Raw genomic sequence first — 20647 nt, 5'->3', positions numbered from 1 at the left:
TGTATACGGTTGGTAAATAATATTGAATGACACCTCAAATACAACCGCTGTATAAGTTAATCTAAACATAATTAGCATAAAAATTAAATGGAAAGTGATGTATGAAGTGCAGAAATTGTTTTCAGATGTTGATGATTATCAGTGTGTTGTTATTTATTACTGGGTGCAATAATAGTGGAAAGTACAAAACAATCGAAACGGGTGTGCAAACGAATCTAGTGACAACACTTGATGCAGTGCTAGAGGCCAACCTCAATGCGGATGGACCCGGTTTGATTGTTTCTGTATGGCAAAATGATAAAAACCTTTATACAGGAATGAAGGGTGTTGCACGTCCAATGCAGCCAATTAGCGAAGATACGCAGTTTCGTTTAGCGTCTGTGAGTAAAACGTTTACCGCGGTGGCAATTCTGAAGCTTTACGAGCAAGGTCTTTTGGGACTACACGATTCAATTGTTGATTATTTGCCTGAGCTAGATTCATCTTGGCAAGAGATCAGCATTCATCATTTACTTACTCATCAGTCAGGCATACCCGATATATTTAATGACTTAAATACCCATGAAGTTATTAATAATGACATTACCAATCCAAAAATATTACAGTACTTCATAGAAAACCATCAACTTGAATTTGGGTCTGGACGTAAAGAAGAGTACAGCAATACGGGGTATATTCTGTTAGCTGAAATAATTACAAAGGTGGCAAATATGCCATTTCCAGAATTTATGGACCTTGAAATATTTGCCCCACTTAATATGAATAACACATATATACTTGATGAAGACGTTGATATAACCGAACGCACAGCGATGAATCATGCACAGCATCATCAAATTTATGGACGTAATGTGTTTGCTGTAGGCTCATCTTCGCAGGTGAGCTCAATGCATGATATGGAGCGCTTTATGTATGCCCTTATGGCAGGGAAAATACTACAAGCTGAAACAATGCGTTTAATGTTGAAAGCGCACATCAGTAAGGCCGATTCCTCGTTGAATGGCACAGGGTACGGGATCTTTTATTTCAGTGGCGATGGTAAAACAGCATATGGTCATAGCGGCAAGCATGATGGATTCAGAACGATATATGCAATAAACAGAGATAAAAATGCTTTTATTATCATGCTGGGTAATGGTGGCGATTATATGCCTGATTTTACTTATGTGATGGACTTAGCGGGTGAGTTTTTAGAGTAAAGCGGTAAGGTGTCTAATAAAAGCCCCATTGTATTTGGAAACTTATTACCAAATAGATACGCAGAACAAGGGGCTTTCATACTCAGTACTTTTCATCGCTTAGTGTGCATAAGTGCAGCAGTGATATCTTGAGTCAAAAACTCGTCTTTTAACTCTGCTTTTGCCATTTGTATAAGACCATAAAGCGATATCAATAAACGGTATTCTTGAAGAAACAGTACAAAAAATGGCGTAGCATATTCATCAAATATTTAAATAAATGGATGAGACGTTGAAGCAGAGAAAATGGTGAGTTGGTAGAGTGTATTCCTTAGCGGATATAGCATAGATTCCGTAATATTTATTGCCTAGCGCTATAAGGTTTTTATTACAGCAATACCATTATGTAACGGCTAGGGCTGATATGATTAAAATTCGCCCAGCATATAAGAGGCTATTAAAAATTGGCAACCAAGTGAACCTATGTGGCTATTGAAGCAGATAATGCGCGTTTGATCTGATTTACTGCTAAGACTTGTTATTTTATCGTATAACGAGGAAGGTGAAAGGGGCATTGAATATGATTTATAAAACGCATGCTAACCTTCACATTAGTAATGATCGTGTGTACATTTGTGAGCGTGAGTTCATCACCCCGATGAGAAATACCACTAAAGTGTTAATAGGTGCTTCACATTAATACTCATTACTCTAATATATAACCAAACTCATAATGAAGCACGGCCATATATTTTCTGCTATTATGAAAAATCAATTATCCATTCGCTCTTATAGCACAAAGCCTGCACGGCATTCACATCACTTTAATCAATTAGTTTTACCTATACGTGGTGTGATAAATATATGCGTTGGTGATTTCAACGGTAAAGTTGCACCGAGTGAATGTGTTGTCGTGAAAGCGAATGAAGTACACATGTTCACTGCGCAGACTGAAGCTAGATTTGTCGTGGTAGACATGGAAAATCTACCACCGAATATTCTATCTTCTCATTGTATTGTTTTTATGATTAATGCATCTCTTAGAAGCTACTTAACTTTTATTGAAAATCAGCTCGAAAACAAAGTGAATGTCCAATTAGAACAGGCGATGTTTGACATGTTTGGTTTATTGCTAGCAGAGCAACCTTTATTGCCAAAAGTTGATACACGCCTAGGTATGGCTATATCCGTTATAGAGCAAAATATTGACGAACAACTGTCAATTAAATGCTTGGCTGAATCCGCTTGTTTGAGTGAAACACAGTTTAAGAAGTTATTTAAACAACAAATGGGGATGACAGTGATGACATTTATAACAAAAAGGCGGATGGAAAAAGCAGAAGCTTTACTGACGCATACGGATTATCCGTTACAAATTATTGGTGAAAAAGTAGGTTATAAAGCACTTTCAGCCTTTAGCCGAAAGTTTTCACAGTACTTTGGCTTATCTCCAACTCGGTTCAAAAAGTAAACTTAGTCTGAATGGTCAACAATAGCGTCTTAATTGTTAAAAACACACTGTATTACTCGCGTACTATTTCTGTATTGAAGTTATCTAAACAGGTTTCACTATGGAAAATCATCACGGCAATGTTAAAGGGGTTATTGCAATTGTTATGGCCAGTTTTTTATGGGGAACAACTGGTACTGTCGCAAGTTATTCTCATGATGTAAACGCTTTAGCCATTGGTGCATTCTCTATGGGAGTAGGGGGAGTGTTACTTGTCATTATGGCATGGAAAAAATTAGTTATTGATTATAAGCGCATGTTTAAACGGCCTAAAGTATTATTTTTAGGGGTTAGTTCTGTGGTTACTTATCCGTTATCATTTTATTCCTCAATGCAGTTATCTGGTGTTGTTATTGGCACGGTCATATCTATTGCTATGGCGCCGTTTTTTACCGCAATCCTTGAACGTCTAATAAGTCATAAAAAGATATCACTGCAATGGGGCGTGAGCTTTGTCATTGGTGCGATAGGAATTGCTTTTTTGACGTTTGGCAAAGAGCAAAACAGTGGTACTGCTTACAACATGTATCAACAGAGCATGGGGGTTTTTTTGGGGGGTATTGCCGCATTGAGTTATGCCGGTTATTCATGGGCAGCGAAGCGCCTAATTGAAAGTGGCGTTCATTCTCAATCATCCATGTCTGGGCTGTTCGGGTGTGCTGCTTTATTGTTGCTCCCGTCGTTATGGTTTACAGGAGGTAACTTATTTTCAAGCCCAACGAATGTGTTGGTATCTTTGTATACAGCCGTGATCCCAATGTTTTTAGGGTATTTGTTATTTGGATTTGGCTTGGGTTTTGTAGATGCAAGTAAAGCGACACTCATAACCCTTATTGAACCTTTAGTTGCAACTGTTTTCGCTGTTTTGATCATCGGCGAAAAGCTTAAGGTCATTGGGTGGGGAGGTATTACTTTAGTATCATTGTGTTTAGTGATCCAAACCATTCAGCCGCAAAGTAAGTTATTTTATATGCTGAGCCCACTAAGGTTAAAAAAGAGCATGTGACCTTGGTTTCATCTAAGATTCAGCGACCGCTTTAGAGTCAATGCGGTCAAACATTATTTCGTCTTATTTTTAATTCTTCAATAGGACAAGAACCAAAAATAGGTTTACGAGCAATCTTTTGACATGTGCGGTGCTTATGATTGAATTACATCGTTTAAAGTAATCTATGATTTTTTCATATATCGCTTCACATAGCCGGACCAAAGCACGACTGAAGTGTAGCCTAAAATATTAACCTGAAAATTGATGAACTTTCTGATTTAAAGTATCAATTAATACTTTACGTAAAAGCTTTACCTTCATTGAGTTTTTCACGTCGACATGGTTAAGTACCCATAAGCCCCAATCAGATTGAAGGCTATCAACATAACCTAGTAACTTGATATTCTTATCTGACAGTAAGCGGGGTAGGTAACAAGGCATGCAAGCGACTCCAAAGCCTGCACTAACGGCTTTATACATGCTTTCTAAATCATCCACTTTTAATGCGATATGACATTTCTTAAATCGTTCAGTCGCCCAGGAGGGAACCACTACTTCATCGTTCCATAATATTAAGTTTTTAGACGTTTCAGTGTCGTTATCAAGTTTTTTGCTGGAATAGACAGCATGTTGCAACATAGCAATATTATACCCAACGAGATCTTCTGGTGGTTTTTTAGTAAATCGAATCGCAATATCTGATTCACGAAGTGATAAGTTTTGAATGCTATTGGTAAGACTTAGATTCAGCTCTATATCAGGGTACTGCGCTCTAAATTGGACCAGACAATCAGAAAGATAATAATTAAAGAGATCATGAGGCATGGTGATAGTGATTGATCCTGATAATCGCTGATCTTTCCCAACTAATTTTCTTGCAATCGTATAGCTAATATTATCAAGTAATCTTACGTCTTCAATAATTTCTTCTCCGGCTTCTGTTAACTCAAAGCCCTTTGGCGTATGCAATAAGAGTTTAACGCCACTCGTCTGCTCCATCCCTTGCACTCTTCGAGATACAGTTGTGTGGTTTACTTTTAGGACCTTAGCGGCTGAAGAATAGCTCCCTGTATTTACTACATGAAGGAAATAACGTAAATCATCCCAATTAAACATATTAACCTCTGCATAAATGCAGAATTATAGTGCATTTATGTGTATTTTTGAATGCGAGATATTGCTCTATCATTCTCTGTATAGAACTTGGAGTGGTTAATTTGAATACCGTGTTGTTTAAACATTTGCAAATGACAACTCTACAGTAAATTAATTTTAGGAAAAATCTAATGAATAAATTTACCAGCTTATTTTTATTACTATCACCAATATTATCAATGGCATATGCACAGAGCTCATTGCCAACCACGCCTACTGATGTACATAAACAATGGGTCCAAGCGTTCAACGAAAAAAACATATCATGGCTATGTGCTCTATACAAAAATGATGCGATCGTTCAACGTTTAGATGGCACCGTAGCAAAAGGAAAAAAAGAGTTATGTCAGGATCTAACGTTGCTAATCAACTCAGCAAAGAGTATTGAAATGGTGACAGCCTATGCAGTTGCGGGAGAAAAGCTCACAATTTTACGATCTAAATATATGTTTGTTTTAAAGGCAGCTAATAAGAGTGAGCAGAGGGTATTTGGAAGCGGAATAGAAGTTGTTCAAAAGCAAAATGATGGCACATGGCTTATCGTTGCAGACCACCCTCAAGGTGGAAACTAACCAGCAGTAAGTTTAATAGAAATTAGTGAGAGGAGATGCATAAATGAAAATTGCAGTCATTGGTACAGGTATGGTTGGTCGCAGCATATCAGCGAAGCTAGTACAAGTAGGGCACGAAGTGGTAATGGGTACGCGTGATGTTCAAAAAACGTTAGCACAAAATGGAACAGATGTATTTGGGAATGTACCTTTGGCACAATGGCAAGGGGGAAATAATAAGGTCACTCTAAAATCAATTACTGAGGCAGCCAAATTTGCTGAGCTGTTGTTTGTATGCACACATGGATCGGTTGCTAAAAATGCTTTGGATTTAGCTGACTTTGGTGATTTAAAAAGCAAGACTGTTATTGATGTATCAAATGGGCTTGTATTTGGTGCTGAAGGCGAACAACCGTCATTGTCCCCCGTAAATACGACCTCAATTGGTGAAAAGCTACAAAAAGCATTTCCTGAGGCACATATAGTAAAAACGTTAAATAATATTCAGCATACGGTTATGGTGAACCCATCTCTCATCGAAGGGCAGCATAATGTATTTATGAGTGGCAACAACAAAGAAGCGAAATCAATAGCGCAGAAAATATTGAATTCATTTGGCTGGGAAAGTGAGCAGGTTATCGATTTAGGGAATATTACGTACTCACGAGCTATGGAAATGAATGTCCTTCTTTGGTGGCGTATGTATGAGATATTAGGTACGGGAGAGTTTAATTTTCAGCTAATGAAAAAATGATTAATGCGTCGTTATGGTTGGCTGATTTAATTACAGGTCAATATTAAGCCAATCATGCGTTAAACTCTATTAGTACTGATTAAACCTTACATATCACATTGAAAAGGTGAGAGTTACCTGTGTTATTAAAGGTGTTGAATCTTTAATCTAAATAAAAACAGGTCGCTCTCATGTTGACCCTGTAATAGCTTGTAACAGATTCAGTGTAACTGCTTATGTGCAATTGATTTTCACAAGACCTCAAGCAAGGTTATAATTTCTTCCCACAAACTGCGAGACTTGATGGCGTTATTTCTGAGCTCTTTTAAAGTTTCTTTAGAATAAAAAATACCATGTTTAATCACCGCTTCAGGCGATTCAAGTACCGATAAATCCTGTAGTGGGTTTGTTTTGGACAAGATTAAATCTGCATTGTAGTTCTCTACGATACGACCAATATGACTATCTAGTTTGAGTGCTTTAGCGGGGTTAATCGTCGCAGCAGCTAATACGTCAAAAGTACTCAAGCCTGATTCAAGCATCAATTGCATTTCATTGTGGGTTGCCAAACCATGTGGTGACAGTAATACACCAGAGTCAGAACCAACGAGTAACGTGATCCCTGCATCATGGAAAACTTGGGTAATATGTTGCAAAAATTGTAACGTTTTTTGATTGTGCTCAGCCATTTTTTTTGATGCATTTAGCCAACGCTTTACCTGATTGTGTGATGTTTCCAGCGCGATGATATCAGAGGTGTATTCTGTCGGGATCGAATTTAAAAACTGCGCTTTTCCATTACTGAGTTGAGTGAGTTGATAATATATATTCAGGGTGGGTGTGACAGGCACGTTAGTCGCTTTTATGTCATCAGCAATTGTTGACAAGCGGCTGGGGGCAAACTTGTAATTGAGCGGGCCTTGATAAATATCTTCAACATGTTCAAAAGACTGAAGTCCAACGAGCTTAGAGACAGGCATGTTACCAGAGGCATGAGGGCCATGTTTGGCGATAGGAATATTGTGTGTCATGCTTGCTTTAACAAGTGCGGTTAACGCTTTTTCGCTTAAGTTCCCATAGGCTTTGATCAAGTCATAACCTTGTGATTGATACAACTTAACGGCTGCTGTTGCCTGATCAGCAGTATGCACTGTATGGTGTAAATACGCACTGTCATAGGCTGAGATGATCGGACTACTCACGGTTGCACTGCTGCCAATTAATTCCCCAGCGGCGACCTGATCTCTCCATTTTAATTGATTTGGTACCCCATTCATTATACGTACATGAGTGACCCCATGACTGAGTGCTAGCGTCAATGCCGCTTGTTCATACATGTGAACATGCATATCAATAAGACCGGGTGTTATGTACCCACCATCACCTTCGATAACCTTGATTTCTGTTGATATATATCGCATTGGAGACGGGGCAATTTTTTGGATTTTACCTTTACTAATCAAGATTGACTTATTGAGTCGAACCTTTCTGTTGGCAATATCGATGATATTGATATTGTTTAGAATGAATGGTTTTTGTTGCGGTTTTAACTGTGAGTGTGAACTACAACTTATAAGGGTAAATACAGAGATTAAAGTGATAATTAGTTTCATGGTTAACGCCTTCTAAAGATTAAAAGTAAGCTAACAATGATTGTCTTTTCGAGCGTCTAATATCTTGCTTTTAGCCAGCTACAATCCTGATCTTAGACCTTATTTTGAGACTTGTACTCACTTGGTGTCATGCTTGTGTAGTCTTTAAAGACTTTATTAAACGAGGCTTTAGAGCTAAAACCTGCATCGGTGTATAGTCGGGTGAGTGTGAGGTGGGAGCCTGCATCAAGCGCTTGACAAATATGTTTAATGCGATATTCATTGATGTATTCATTAAATGGTTTGTTGGCGACGGTATTAATTGCACGAGAGATATCTCTTGTTTGTAACCCCGAGAGTTCGCTCACATCAGTTAACGTTAAACGAGGCTTTAGAAACCATTGGTTTATTGTGATTAGTTTATCTAATTCAGCAAAGGTTGATAGGTAATTTTCTGGTGCTGGCTCCTTGCTTATTTCTTTGTTTTTGGCTTGTGCCAATGTAGGTGGTGACTTTTGCTCTATGAGCTTAATCGCTATGATCATGACCGCCAGCAACCAAACACTGTTGTTAATGCCTTGACCGATAATATTCAGCTCATAAGAGATATAAGGCTGGCTATTTAGTCTAATTAAATCAATTAAATTAAATAGTGCCATCACGACAATAACCCAAACTAACCAGTTAAAAGAAAACTCCTCTGAATCAGAACGCTCTTCATCTAACGTACGTTTATATTTAGTGAGTAGTGTAGCCGTAAAATAGGCGTAGATTAACCGCCAAATAGTCCCTATGGCTATCACAATAGAAACGTGGGAACTAAACAGCAACAGGGGAGCGGCTGGCAATATATGCACCCAATCTCTTTTTGTGAGTTTTTCATTGGTGAGATGTTTAGAGGCTAAATAACCTGCGGGCCCAAAAAGAAGAATGAATATAGGGCTGATGATGTAGGTATCACGAGTAATCCCTGTTTCTTCTAGAAGATTAACAAGGGTTGCAAAGGCAATGAGTCCAAGGAGTAGAGCAATGCCATCAAAAGTGCCTTTTCGCCATAACAATAGGCTAGCCAAGATAGAAACGCCGACAGTTGCTGCTTGAATTAAATTAACAAAGTTGAGTGAATCCATACTGTCTTTTAAAGTAAAAATTAGGATATTCTACTTAGAGTTTCTCATGTATATTAAAGCACGTAAACGGCTGCTAAGAGGAATATCACTTGGGCGCTATCACTCACTAACATATGACGAAAATGAATGTTTGGTATAAATCTTCATTGGTTACGTTGTTATTCTAACTTGTATTTAAGCTCACACACGTCTTCAATGAGACAACAGCCACATTTAGGTATACGGATGTTACAATATATAACGACCATATAAAATAAGCCAGAGGTGTACATCCACTTTGAATTTGGCGGGTACAACTTTCTAAAGCTATTTTACCTATGGCAAATTTGATACGGTTTGAAACGCGAACGATATGAGTGTCCACCGCTATTGTTGGTTAGTCAAAGTATAACCATGGTAGAGCTTAGCCTAGTTCTGTTTTGTCCGTGTTTACGATTTTGTTATAAGCCTTTTAGTCACCGCCTTCAGAGATATTTTAACGGCTAACCGACATAGCGAAGTTGAACAGATTTAAAATTGCCAATACAAATTAGCTGCTTAAAAGCAGCTAAAAAGAATCGTTATGCTTACTTGGCTGAAGGAGGTTCATATGTGTTAAGTGCCAACATAACTCACTTTTGTTTTAGCAAAATAATCATGCAAACACCTACGTTGTTTACCGAAAATAAATATTGGATCAATAAAGCCAGAAATGAATTGACCGACACCTGGTATGAATGAGCATAGACTCATTGGTAATATTCTAAGTAACAATATTTTTTTGATATCAGCTTTAGTACCATCAAGGTTTTCAATACGAGTGCCAATGATATGTTTACCAATAGTTTGTCCATAGTGAAATAGTAGATAGCCCTGTAATATTAGAGTCGTGAATAAACCGTAAATCACTGCGATAACTATTGTAAAAGCACTCGGCTCTTTAAATGCTTCCATTCCGAAATACCAAAATAGAGGTACCGTAGCTACCATATGAACTACCGCATCGATTAAGCCAGCATAAAGTCTGTCCCATCTAGTTGCCTTTTCACCTGCAACCTTATGTTTAGAATTATCTTCAACTTCACTTTGTGGTTGTTCATTCTGGCGTTTAACTATGAGTTCATCAATTTCTTTAGCTCTATCGGGATATGCATCACGATCGATTGATTGAGCAGAGTCATATAGCTCTTCTAAGGTGTAATTATTGAAGTTTATTTTAGAATCCAAATGTAGAACACTCCTTGGGACTTAACAATTTAGTATTTATGCAGCACGTAGTTTGTGTTGCATAATCGCTTGTTGGACTGAGTTGCTTCTTGCACAAGCTGTTTGGGTTGGCGTATTTATGCTATTGGAATTTGCTTTTAGTGGCTTAAATTGTATTAAGCCAAATTAGTCGGCTTATTGAACGCTTCCACGCTATTTCTAGGATGCTCAGTACTTCTTAAAGCTTCCATTACACCTAATTTTCAATGTTTTATCGAGGATAATTATTTAGCTCTTTTCTAAGTAGCCCCAATGACCGTTTCTCGCTCTAAACAGGCCTTGGCTTAGTCTGTTTTATCTTTAAACTCACACAAATCTTCAATGAGGCAAGAGCCACATTTAGGTTTTCGGGCGGTACAAACATAACGACCATGTAAAATAAGCCAGTGATGTACATCGACCTTAAACTCTGCAGGTACAACTTTCTCAAGCTTTTTTTCGACTTCAACTACGTTTTTACCCATGGCAAATTTAGTGCGGTTTGATACGCGGTCGATATGTGTGTCTACAGCAATCGTCGGCCAACCAAAAGCGGTATTCAGCACAACGTTAGCCGTTTTTCTGCCAACTCCAGGGAGAGCTTCGAGGGCTTCACGATTTTCAGGCACAATAGAGTTGTGTTTTTCAACAAGAATATGGCACATCTTATAAACGTTATTGGCTTTTGAATTAAACAAACCAATGGTTTTTATATAGTCTCTCAGTCCTTCAAGGCCAAGGTCAATGATGGCTTGTGGTGTATTAGCAACCGGAAAGAGTTTTCTGGTGGCTTTATTAACACCTACATCAGTGGCTTGTGCTGAAAGTGTGACGGCCACTAATAGCTCAAAAGGGGAAGAATATTCAAGCTCAGTTTCAGGATGAGGGTTGTCATCTCTTAACCGAGTGAGAATTTCATAACGTTTTACTTTATTCATGACGGTAGATACTTATTGTTACGTTAAATTGGTTACTCGGGCTCGCGGCGCTTTTTCTGGTTGTGCCACAGGGCTTGCCTTTGCTTTTATTTGTGTATCAATCACGTTTTTCCCTGCAATGAGCAATCCTAATCCCAAAAAGGCCCCTGGGGGTAAGATTGCAACGAGAAATTGATTATCAAAAGTGAATAGCTCGATGCGCAGTACAGTTGCCCAAGCGCCTAACAGTAGGTCGGCCCCATCAAACAAAGTACCTTGGCCAATTATTTCACGCATTGCCCCTAGCACGATGAGTACCACCGCAAAGCCCAGCCCCATCATCACGCCATCCCATGCAGAGAGCAGCGGGTTGTTTTTTGATGCAAATGCTTCAGCACGACCAATAATAGCGCAATTAGTCACGATCAAAGGAATAAAGATCCCGAGGGATTGATACAAGCCAAAGGTATACGCATTCATTAATAATTGCACTATGGTGACAAACGCCGCAATTATCATCACGAAAACTGGGATCCGAATGTCTTTAGGCACCCAATTTCTAACGACAGACACGGTAATGTTAGAGCCAACCAATACTAACAACGTTGCTAATCCCAGTCCAAGTGCATTCGTTACTGTACTGGTGACTGCCAGAAGAGGGCATAGCCCGAGCAATTGCACAAGTGCAGGGTTATTACCCCACATGCCTTCTTTCATTAGTGACTTAAATTGACTCATTGTGTATCTCCACAGGCATTCTCAGCATTAAATAGCGCTTCAAAATTTTGTTTGGCGTACCAAGCTGCTTGCTTTACTGAACTTACAACAGCACGTGGGGTGATCGTAGCCCCCGTAAATTGATCAAATTGACCCGCGTCTTTTTTCACAGCAAAGCGTGGATCTGTTTGCGATTCAATTACCATACCATTGAAAGTCGTGATCCAATCAGATTTAGCCAGTTCCACTTTATCACCAAGCCCTGGCGTTTCCTCGTGGCGTGTGACACGGACCCCCGAAATTCTGCCGTCAGCATGTATGGCGCTGAGTACATCTATGTTACCGCTGTAACCGTGCGGTGTTGTATGACGCACAAGCACAGCGGATGGCGCATCATTCTTGTAAGCTCTATATAGCGTGTACGGCCCATTAGGGCCAAGTTCAGGTGCATTACTGAGCACACAATCTTTATAAAGCACATTATCATATTCATTATGTGGCAATACTTGTCCTAACAGCCCCATTAAATGTTGCTGCTCTTGTTCATTGATGCGCTCAGCAGTGAGTGTTTGTACCAATGCCACACTTCCTGTCGTTATTAAAGCAAAGGCAGTAAGAATTGCGCCATTTTTATACATAGATTGAACAATCATTTACTCGCTCCATGTCCGTATGTGCGTGGCTGGGTATAGTGGTCAATCAAAGGCACGGCCATGTTGAGCAGTAATACAGCAAATGCGACGGCGTCCGGATACCCGCCAAATTGGCGAATTACGTACACTAACACACCAATGCTAGCGCCGAAAATAAGCCTGCCTTTGTCGGTGGTACAGGCGGAGACAGGGTCTGTTGCGATAAAAAACGCTCCCAACATCGTAGCACCACTGAGTAAGTGAAATAATGACCCTGCTTGAGATCCTGAATCGGCAATGTATCCAATTGCGCTACATAAAGCTAATGCTCCTATGAAAGCGGTAGGAATGTGCCAATTTATAACTTTGGCCTTCAATAAATACAGACCACCGATTAAGTAAGCGACGTTCACCCATTGCCATCCAAGGCCTGCATAGGCTGAAAATTGCAATTGATTCATTGCTTCTGACACAGTTAAATTTTGGCTCACTGCGGTTTTTACCGTGTCTAGAGGCGTTGCCATTGTTGTACCATCGATTGATGTACGCAGTGTATCGAGCGTCAAGCCTGTGCTATTTGTTTGAGTGAAAATGATGGTTAATTGATCTAAAAAGCTAATAGGGGAAGCTAATAAGTGATCCACAGGCATCCAACTTGTCATTTGCACAGGAAAAGAGATCAGTAATAAAACATACGCCCCCATTGCTGGGTTAAATAAATTAAAACCCAAACCACCATATAACTGCTTTACCATACCAATCGCAAACACAATACCAACGACAATAACCCACCAAGGAGCGAGCGAAGGGATACTGACTGCGAGTAAAACTGCGGTTAACCAAGCACTTCCATCACTTAGTGAGGGCAAAATAGGTCGATTGCGTAACTTTAAAATAGCCGCTTCTACAAGAGAGGCCGTAATAATGGCAATAATAAGTTGTATGAGTACGCCAAAACCAAAAAAGTAGGCTTGTGTGAGTATGCCCGGAATACATGCGCACATTACCGTAATCATTAACTTACTCACAGATTTTTGGCTGTGATTATGCGGCGATGAAGCCATAGTCAGTTTCATGACGGGTCATTTCCTTCTTGTTCTTTGGCTTTTTTCTTTGCTTTTGCACGTGCTATTGCAGCGGCAATGGCGGCTTTACGTGGGTCAACTTCGGTTGCTGGTTGTTCAGCATCTATTGAGTCAATTGGGGGTTCTATTGTACCCCGTATTGGTTGCGAGTCTGTATTGTTAACCTCAGCTTCATTCGCTTGCGCAAGCTTTGCGGCTTTTTTGGCCTTAGCACGGGCAATCGCTGCGGCAACGGCCGCCTTACGCGGGTCTTCCTCTGTAGCTGCTTCTTCTTCAGTGGCAACGGCGTGAGCAGGGGGGTTAACAGGTGCCTCACTGGCATCATTAGTTTCGCTGGCTTTTGCGGCTTTTTTGGCCTTAGCACGGGCAATCGCTGCGGCAACGGCCGCCTTACGCGGGTCTTGCTCTGTAGCGGTTTCTTCTTCAGTGGCTACGGCGTGAGCTGGGGGGTTAGCAAGGCCCTCTCCCGCATCATTAGTTTCGCTGGCTTTTGCGGCTTTTTTGGCCTTAGCACGGGCAATCGCTGCGGCAACGGCCGCCTTACGCGGGTCTTCCTCTGTAGCTGCTTCTTCTTCAGTGGCTACAGCGTGAGCTGGGGGATTAACAGGGGCGTCACCCGTATCATTAGTTTCGCTGACTTTTGCGGCTTTTTTGGCCTTAGCACGGGCAATCGCTGCGGCAACGGCCGCCTTACGTGGGTCTTCCTCTGTAGCGGTTTCTTTTTCAGTGGCTACGGCGTGAGCTGGGGGATTAACAGGGGCGTCACCCGCATCATTAGTTTCGCTGACTTTTGCGGCTTTTTTGGCTTTAGCACGCGCTACGGCGGCAGCAACGGCAGACTTGTTGTCATTGCTATTTACTTCCGCGGTTTGCTTTTGCGCTTTATAGTTACGGGCTTGTTCTTTACGTTTGGCACGCTCTAATACCACTTCACTGTTATCAGGCTCGAGACTGCCATCCGCCATTTTCTTCGCTTTCGCACGCTCAATTGCGGCCTGTACGGCTGATTGTTCACCCTGCTTTTTAGCAACACGGGATAACGCATCGGCCACTTTCGCTTTTTCTGCTGCAGGCTTAGCCGCTCGGGAAGGTGAGCGTGTATGTCTATTCTTACGCTCAGCTTGCTCCTGCTCTAATCGTGCCTTTCTCGCTTCAAATCGGACTTTAGCGCGCTCCGCGTTTACTTGTTCTATTTTTTGTTCTCGGATTTCTGCTTTTGCAACACGGTAGTACTGTACTAATGGGATTTCGCTAGGACAAACATAAGAGCAGGCACCACATTCGATACAATCAAATAAGTTGTAATCTTCTAACTTGTCGTACTCTTTGCCTTTGGCAAACCACTGTAATTGTTGGGGCAATAAAGTCTGCGGACAAACATCTGCGCATGCACTGCAGCGTATACAGGCTTTTTCTTCTCCTGGTTCTGCAAGCTCAGTATTATCTGGTGCCAGAATACAGTTAGTTGTTTTGACAACAGGGATCCTCACCGAGGGAAGGGTAAAGCCCATCATTGGACCGCCCATAACAACACGTTGTGCGTCTACAGGTTCGAAGCCTTGGCTATCAAGTAGGTGTTTAATTTCAGTACCAATGAGCGCCCACACATTTTGTGGTCGCTTTATGGTGTTACCAGTGACTGTAACAACACGTTCTATTAGTGGTTTACCGGCAAATACTGCTTCACTAACAGCAAACAGTGTTCCAACATTTTGCACTAGAACACCGATATCAGCGGGGATCCCGCCACTGGGCACTTCCTTTGAAGTGAGTACACGTATTAATTGTTTTTCCCCTCCAGAGGGGTAAAGAGTGGGAATCGCTTTTACGAGAATTTTTTTATTGTGCTGGCAGGCTTGCTGCATCGCGCTGATAGCATGCGGTTTATTATCTTCTATACCGATGAGGATGAGCTCTGGAGTCAAAAGTTGCTGCATCACTTCAATACCTTTGACTATTTGGTCTGCGTGTTCACGCATTAACATATCGTCAGCGGTGATATAGGGTTCACACTCAACACCATTGATGACAAGAAACTCAACAGGTCGTTGGCTATCGGCTTTGATATAAGTTGGAAAACCCGCGCCTCCCATACCGGCTATACCAGCGTTATGAATAATATCAATCAATGCTTGGTGCGATAGAGTATCAATATGTGTATTTTCAGTTAGGGGTATCCATGTATCTTTGCCATCAGGCGTTAAAATAATACTGAGCTCAGGTAAGGCTGAAGGGTGCGCTGATGGCATGGCTGCAATATTGGTTATCTCACCAGAGGTAGGTGCATGAATAGGCAAAGACCAGTTACCACTGGGCTGAGTTAAAGCTTGGCCTTTTAATACGGTTTGACCTTTACTTACAATTAACTGACCATTTGCACCAATATGCTGTTTGAGCGGTAGTATGAGCTTTTCGGGTAACGGTAAACGTGCAATCGGCGCGTGATTTGACAATGATTTTTGTTGTGGAGGATGGACGCCTCCTGGGAATTGCCACAATGTGCCATTTTCTATTTGTTCAAGTAATGTATCCACTTAAACCTCTTAATCTATTTGCGTCACGGCAATGGCGTTGATTTGCCATTTCCATGTTTGCTTAGTTTGTTCGACGGGAAGCATATCAATACAGTCAACTGGACAAGGTTCAACACATAAGTCACACCCAGTACATTCATCATCAATAACGGTGTGCATTTGGCGAGTGGCACCAACAATGGCATCCACAGGACATGCTTGAATACATTTGGTGCATCCAATACATTCATCTTCTCGGATATAAGCAACGGTTTTTATGGGTTCAGCTTCCTCACCGCCAGCAAGGGGTTTCGCATCGACACCCATTAAGTCAGCAAGTTTCTTAACCGTTGCATCACCCCCTGGGGGGCATTTATTGATTTCGTCACCATTTGCAATGGCTTCTGCATACGGGCGACAACCAGGGTAGCCACATTGTCCACATTGTGTTTGCGGTAATATAGCGTCGACTTGCTCTACAATAGGGCTACTTTCAACACGGTATTTTACGGCAGCGTAGCCTAAGATGAGTCCAAAAACGAGCGCTAATGAGCCAAGCGCAATTAAAGCGTACATCAAGGTCATGGTTATAATTTCACTAATCCAGAAAAGCCCATAAAGGCAAGAGACATTAGGCCAGCAGTGACCATAGCAATAGAAGCACCTTTAAAGGGTGACGGCACATCAGCAACGGCTAATCGTTCCCTAAGAGCGGCAAATAAAATTAATACCAGAGAAAACCCAACTGCCGCACCAAAGCCATAGACGGCAGATTCAATAAAGGAGTGATCGTTTTTTATGTTTAATAACGCCACGCCAAGCACGGCACAGTTGGTGGTTATCAAGGGTAAAAATATGCCCAGTAATCGATATAGAGTAGGGCTGGTTTTACGTACCACCATTTCTGTAAATTGCACAACAACAGCAATGACCAAAATAAAGCTCATGGTTCTCAAAAACTCAAGGTCGAGTGGCTGCAAAATATATTGATTGACTAAATAACTTGTCACTGACGCTAATGTCAGTACAAATGTGGTCGCTAAAGACATACCGACGGCGGTGTCGAGCTTCCCAGATACCCCCATAAATGGACATAAGCCAAGAAATTGCACTAACACAAAGTTATTTACCAGCACGGTGCCGATAAGCAACATAATATATTCAGTCATTACAGCCCCTTTTGCTAAAAACTGAGGTATTTTTTGTTTGGTCGCGATTTTAGCAATTTTAACCGAGAAGATCATAATTAATGTAAACACATTTAATGGATATCTTGATGAACTGCGCGCATTTGTTGACAGTTAAGTCTATTCATTTCAAAGTAAACAAGGCCAGAGTTGGCCTTGTTGGTTATACGGACTGACGTGGTATTTAGATTTCTTTTGGTTTTTCTATGTAATACCCTTGAACGCCATCTAAGCAAAGCGTTTCGACAATATGCTTTTCTTCTTGGCTTTCAACACCCTCTGCAAATACACTAACCCCAATTCGGTGGGCAAGGTCAACCATTAACCTCATGAAATATTGATTGTTTTTGTCTTCTTCTAAACCTCGCGTGTAACTGGCATCCATTTTTATAAAGTCGGGTTTTAGATCTCGGAAAAATTTGAATGAGGTTAAACCAACACCAAAACGTTCTACTGTGATACGTGCGCCAACTCTGTGCACCATATCAATAAAGCGCTTACTGGCCTTAATGTTTTGTTGTAATCCAAACTCACTGACCTCAAAGACCAATTTTGACGCTATATTGGCATCTTTCAATAAACGTCGTTCTAGCCATATAACGAATTGATCACTGTGAGCACTTGATGCAGTCACGTTAATACCAAAGAATTTTTCGGTAAAATTACGTGATTTAATAAGCTCAAGGGAGCTGTCAATAATTAATTTATCAATTTCAATGGCCATATCAAGCTTTTCAGCCATCGCTAAAAAAGACGCTGTTGGCAGCATTTGGCCTTCTTCAGTTTTGAATCTAGCTTGTATCTCAGCATAGGCTTTGACATTTTTGCCAATTGGCATGATGTTTTGCATCATTAAGCTTACGCGTTTTGAATCAATCACATCGTGAATAACTTTACGCCAGTTTTGGTTACCGAACCCAGCCCCTACATTATTAACCAGATCTGATTCTCGCTGAATATGCCATGCATTGGCTTGTTTACTTTGCGCCATGCTCATCGCGTTATCTACGACGGATAGGAGTTCACCAAGCGGTTTGCCGGTTTCGTATGGCACTATTCCTGTATTCGCTACAGAGCTTAGCTCTTGATTTTGTTGGAATTGTGTAAATCTTGCTTGTAAAGTCTCGCCAAAATGTTCCGCTTCTTTTGTGGGTACATTGGGTAATATAACCGCAAAGTCAGAACTATTTAGTCTGAATGTTTGGCTGCCGGTATAAGTGCCACTGACGTGTTTTATGATATCAGAAACCGACTTTATGTATTCATCGCCTTTTTGGTAGCCTCGTGTTTGGTTGATTACCTGCAATTCACTACAGCGGATCATCGCTAAAGTACCAAAACTTTTCTTACTGGTTGATTCAATTTGATGTTCGTAATATTCCACAAACATATTGCGATTACCTAGCCCGGTAATAACATCTTTATAAGCTTCTTGCTTTATACTCTGCGCCGCGGTTTGAATGTCTTCTTGTTTGCTTTTCAAAAAGTGTGCTAAGCGATTAAACGAAGGAGCGAGTTCGGCACTGAGGGCTTGCATTTTTGAGGTGTTAAATTCATTTTCAATGCTTTCAGTGACTTGGTTTTGCGTTATATAAACATCAACGGCATTTGCCACTGTAATACTGACATTACGATTCAAACGCTTATATATTGCTTTCATGTAAATTATTGGAATAAACGCAACCAAAGCTGTCAGCACAAAAAGTAGTAATAATGCTTGTTGTAAAAGCTGCGCTTGGCTTTGCGCATTGATCACAAATTCAATTTTAATGTCTTTGGCAATATTCACTGAAAACTGCGGGCGAATTGCATTGATGCTGTTTTCAATAATGTTTGTTAGAAAAGGTAGGGGAGTTGGGGCATTTATATTCAACACCGTATCACCATTAAAATCACGAACAATGAAGGTTGAGAATACGTTACCACTGGCCAATGCTTGGCGTATATGCTCAGGCGTTACGTTTTCCATTGTTTTGTTTTGAATATATTGGGTTACCATTACTTGAGAGCTTCTTTGTGCTTTGCTCACAGCTGAATCAAAACTTGAAGCAAAAAAGAATGTGCCTATAAGTGAAAATGTTAACCACAGAGACAATTGTAAAAATATAAGTTTTTTAAAACCAGCCATTGTTTTATCTATCTGTTAAGGAAGAGAAATTTTTGTATTTTTAGTAACCAAAAGAGGTTTTCAGAAAACTTTTGTAGAGTAGTGCAAATAAGAGGAAAAGTCTAATAGATTCGTTATATTGGCTCCCCCTCCCCGACTCGAACGGGGGACCTGCGGATTAACAGTCCGTCGCTCTAACCAACTGAGCTAAGGGGGAACTATATAAGATGTGTGATATTGGCTCCCCCTCCCCGACTCGAACGGGGGACCTGCGGATTAACAGTCCGTCGCTCTAACCAACTGAGCTAAGGGGGAACAATTATCACATAACGATTTGGCTCCCCCTCCCCGACTCGAACGGGGGACCTGCGGATTAACAGTCCGTCGCTCTAACCAACTGAGCTAAGGGGGAATCGTTATATTAAGAAATTTGGCTCCCCCTCCCCGACTCGAACGGGGGACCTGCGGATTAACAGTCCGTCGCTCTAACCAACTGAGCTAAGGGGGAATCGTTATATTAAGAAATTTGGCTCCCCCTCCCCGACTCGAACGGGGGACCTGCGGATTAACAGTCCGTCGCTCTAACCAACTGAGCTAAGGGGGAATCGTTATATTAAGAAATTTGGCTCCCCCTCCCCGACTCGAACGGGGGACCTGCGGATTAACAGTCCGTCGCTCTAACCAACTGAGCTAAGGGGGAAGCGTGTATCTCTCAACGGGGCGAAATATTAATGACACACGTGCAAGGTGTCAACTAATAAAATGCGAGAAAATCAAAAAACTGTGTTGTTCGGTGGATTTATACTCGATTTGATGGTTTTTATGGCGAATTTGCGCCAGAGACTTTTAGTTTTTTATAAATTGAACACAAAGCAAGTCGCGACAAGGGGATACGAAAGTGACAAATTTTAAGCGTTAAGTCTTTTTTTTAAACAAAAGCTCTGTTTTTACAAAATTAAATAAGATCTTATACTTACTATAGCGATCTATTTCTTAAGATCTCACATTTTGATAGACAAAACTTTGCATACTATAGGAATATGTCAGGTGATTTGTGCTGATTGATGAATCATTTTCAGTAGTTCTATCTAGCTATTTTTTTTTCTACTAACAAAACAGATGGTTATAATTTTTTTGTGTAGAGTGAAATGAAAGTAAGGTGTGCCCACATAGCATAAAAAAATTGTTTGGCAGGTCGAGATCAACAAACGTATGTATAAAGATCAAGCAAGGCGAAGTACAGGTGAATATTTGATCGTGCCGTAGGGCCTTATTTTATTGGTGTTTATAGAGTTACCCACAGAATCTGTGGATAACATTGTTTATTAATATTTAAGAAGTGTGTCAAAGCCATGAATATAGGGCCTTGTAGACATTTCAATAAGTTTTTATAAATTATTTTTATTGTTATTTATCAATGCTTTAAAT

At 40.7% G+C, this 20647-nt stretch carries 17 protein-coding genes, 6 tRNA genes and 1 pseudogene; 5 read left to right on the top strand and 19 right to left on the bottom strand.

The features are described 5' to 3' along the window. Window positions 1-101 precede the first annotated feature (101 nt). From PAUR_RS13150 to PAUR_RS13140, 3 genes are all read left to right on the top strand, one after another. Entirely contained in the window at window positions 102-1199 is a 1098-nt protein-coding gene (locus PAUR_RS13150) for a serine hydrolase domain-containing protein (RefSeq protein WP_192508163.1), read from the top strand. Between the two features lie 742 nt (window positions 1200-1941). Continuing rightward, window positions 1942-2649 carry an AraC family transcriptional regulator gene (locus PAUR_RS13145; protein WP_192508162.1) on the top strand — a complete coding sequence of 236 codons (708 nt, stop codon included), beginning with the start codon at window positions 1942-1944 and terminating at the stop codon, window positions 2647-2649. A gap of 100 nt (window positions 2650-2749) precedes the next feature. Beyond that, window positions 2750-3694: a DMT family transporter gene (locus PAUR_RS13140; protein WP_192508161.1), complete on the top strand. Its 945-nt coding sequence runs from the start codon at window positions 2750-2752 to the stop codon at window positions 3692-3694. 231 nt (window positions 3695-3925) lie between these two features. Here PAUR_RS13140 and PAUR_RS13135 read toward each other — a convergent pair whose 3' ends face one another. Then, window positions 3926-4792 (bottom strand): LysR family transcriptional regulator, encoded by an 867-nt coding sequence (locus PAUR_RS13135; protein ID WP_192508160.1) that lies wholly within the window; start codon window positions 4790-4792, stop codon window positions 3926-3928. A gap of 170 nt (window positions 4793-4962) precedes the next feature. On the opposite strand from PAUR_RS13135, the gene PAUR_RS13130 reads away from it, so the two are divergent. Continuing rightward, a complete protein-coding gene (locus PAUR_RS13130; RefSeq protein WP_192508159.1) occupies window positions 4963-5403 on the top strand; it encodes a YybH family protein in 441 nt (146 codons plus the stop codon). A 43-nt stretch (window positions 5404-5446) separates the two neighbouring features. Further along, window positions 5447-6136 carry an NADPH-dependent F420 reductase gene (locus PAUR_RS13125; protein ID WP_192508158.1) on the top strand — a complete coding sequence of 230 codons (690 nt, stop codon included), beginning with the start codon at window positions 5447-5449 and terminating at the stop codon, window positions 6134-6136. Between the two features lie 230 nt (window positions 6137-6366). On the opposite strand, the gene PAUR_RS13120 is transcribed toward PAUR_RS13125, so the two are convergent. The 18 genes and pseudogenes from PAUR_RS13120 to PAUR_RS13035 all read right to left on the bottom strand — a co-directional run bounded on the left by PAUR_RS13120 (window position 6367) and on the right by PAUR_RS13035 (window position 19919). Continuing rightward, the gene (locus tag PAUR_RS13120; protein WP_192508157.1) at window positions 6367-7728 is read right to left on the bottom strand and encodes an amidohydrolase family protein; all 1362 of its coding nucleotides are present in this window, start codon (window positions 7726-7728) and stop codon (window positions 6367-6369) included. 92 nt (window positions 7729-7820) lie between these two features. Then, on the bottom strand, window positions 7821-8837 hold the full coding sequence (locus PAUR_RS13115; RefSeq protein ID WP_192508156.1) for a helix-turn-helix domain-containing protein: 1017 nt from the start codon (window positions 8835-8837) through the stop codon (window positions 7821-7823). A gap of 158 nt (window positions 8838-8995) precedes the next feature. After that, window positions 8996-9213, bottom strand: a pseudogene (locus PAUR_RS13110) (endonuclease III); the annotation flags it as partial. Between the two features lie 218 nt (window positions 9214-9431). Further along, the gene (locus PAUR_RS13105; protein WP_192508155.1) at window positions 9432-10043 is read right to left on the bottom strand and encodes an RDD family protein; all 612 of its coding nucleotides are present in this window, start codon (window positions 10041-10043) and stop codon (window positions 9432-9434) included. Between the two features lie 323 nt (window positions 10044-10366). Continuing rightward, window positions 10367-10999: an endonuclease III gene (gene nth / locus PAUR_RS13100; RefSeq protein ID WP_192508154.1), complete on the bottom strand. Its 633-nt coding sequence runs from the start codon at window positions 10997-10999 to the stop codon at window positions 10367-10369. A gap of 18 nt (window positions 11000-11017) precedes the next feature. Continuing rightward, window positions 11018-11716, bottom strand: a complete 699-nt coding sequence (locus PAUR_RS13095; RefSeq protein ID WP_192508153.1) for an electron transport complex subunit E — start codon at window positions 11714-11716, stop codon at window positions 11018-11020. Next, window positions 11713-12348: an electron transport complex subunit RsxG gene (gene rsxG, locus PAUR_RS13090; protein WP_192508152.1), complete on the bottom strand. Its 636-nt coding sequence runs from the start codon at window positions 12346-12348 to the stop codon at window positions 11713-11715. The genes PAUR_RS13095 and rsxG overlap by 4 nt, the downstream gene beginning before the upstream one ends. After that, window positions 12345-13403 (bottom strand): electron transport complex subunit RsxD, encoded by a 1059-nt coding sequence (gene rsxD, locus PAUR_RS13085; protein WP_192508151.1) that lies wholly within the window; start codon window positions 13401-13403, stop codon window positions 12345-12347. The genes rsxG and rsxD overlap by 4 nt, the downstream gene beginning before the upstream one ends. Then, a complete protein-coding gene (rsxC, locus tag PAUR_RS13080) occupies window positions 13400-15946 on the bottom strand; it encodes an electron transport complex subunit RsxC (protein ID WP_192508150.1) in 2547 nt (848 codons plus the stop codon). The genes rsxD and rsxC overlap by 4 nt, the downstream gene beginning before the upstream one ends. 9 nt (window positions 15947-15955) lie before the next feature. After that, the gene (rsxB, locus tag PAUR_RS13075; protein ID WP_192508149.1) at window positions 15956-16510 is read right to left on the bottom strand and encodes an electron transport complex subunit RsxB; all 555 of its coding nucleotides are present in this window, start codon (window positions 16508-16510) and stop codon (window positions 15956-15958) included. Between the two features lie 2 nt (window positions 16511-16512). After that, the gene (gene rsxA, locus PAUR_RS13070) at window positions 16513-17094 is read right to left on the bottom strand and encodes an electron transport complex subunit RsxA (protein ID WP_192508148.1); all 582 of its coding nucleotides are present in this window, start codon (window positions 17092-17094) and stop codon (window positions 16513-16515) included. 202 nt (window positions 17095-17296) lie between these two features. Continuing rightward, window positions 17297-19240, bottom strand: a complete 1944-nt coding sequence (locus tag PAUR_RS13065) for an EAL domain-containing protein (RefSeq protein WP_192508147.1) — start codon at window positions 19238-19240, stop codon at window positions 17297-17299. Between the two features lie 119 nt (window positions 19241-19359). Next, a tRNA-Asn gene (locus PAUR_RS13060) sits at window positions 19360-19436 on the bottom strand. Window positions 19437-19457: 21 nt separating this feature from the next. Beyond that, a tRNA-Asn gene (locus PAUR_RS13055) sits at window positions 19458-19534 on the bottom strand. Between the two features lie 20 nt (window positions 19535-19554). After that, window positions 19555-19631, bottom strand: a tRNA-Asn gene (locus PAUR_RS13050). 19 nt (window positions 19632-19650) lie between these two features. Next, a tRNA-Asn gene (locus PAUR_RS13045) sits at window positions 19651-19727 on the bottom strand. A gap of 19 nt (window positions 19728-19746) precedes the next feature. Continuing rightward, window positions 19747-19823, bottom strand: a tRNA-Asn gene (locus tag PAUR_RS13040). Window positions 19824-19842: 19 nt separating this feature from the next. Next, window positions 19843-19919: transfer RNA gene (locus tag PAUR_RS13035), tRNA-Asn, on the bottom strand. Window positions 19920-20647: the final 728 nt, after the last annotated feature.

Source organism: Pseudoalteromonas aurantia 208, from assembly GCF_014858725.1.
In the GTDB taxonomy this organism is placed as follows: Bacteria; Pseudomonadota; Gammaproteobacteria; order Enterobacterales; family Alteromonadaceae; genus Pseudoalteromonas; species Pseudoalteromonas aurantia.
Note: the sequence above shows the minus strand (reverse complement) of the source record. Positions and strands in the feature narration are given on the sequence as shown.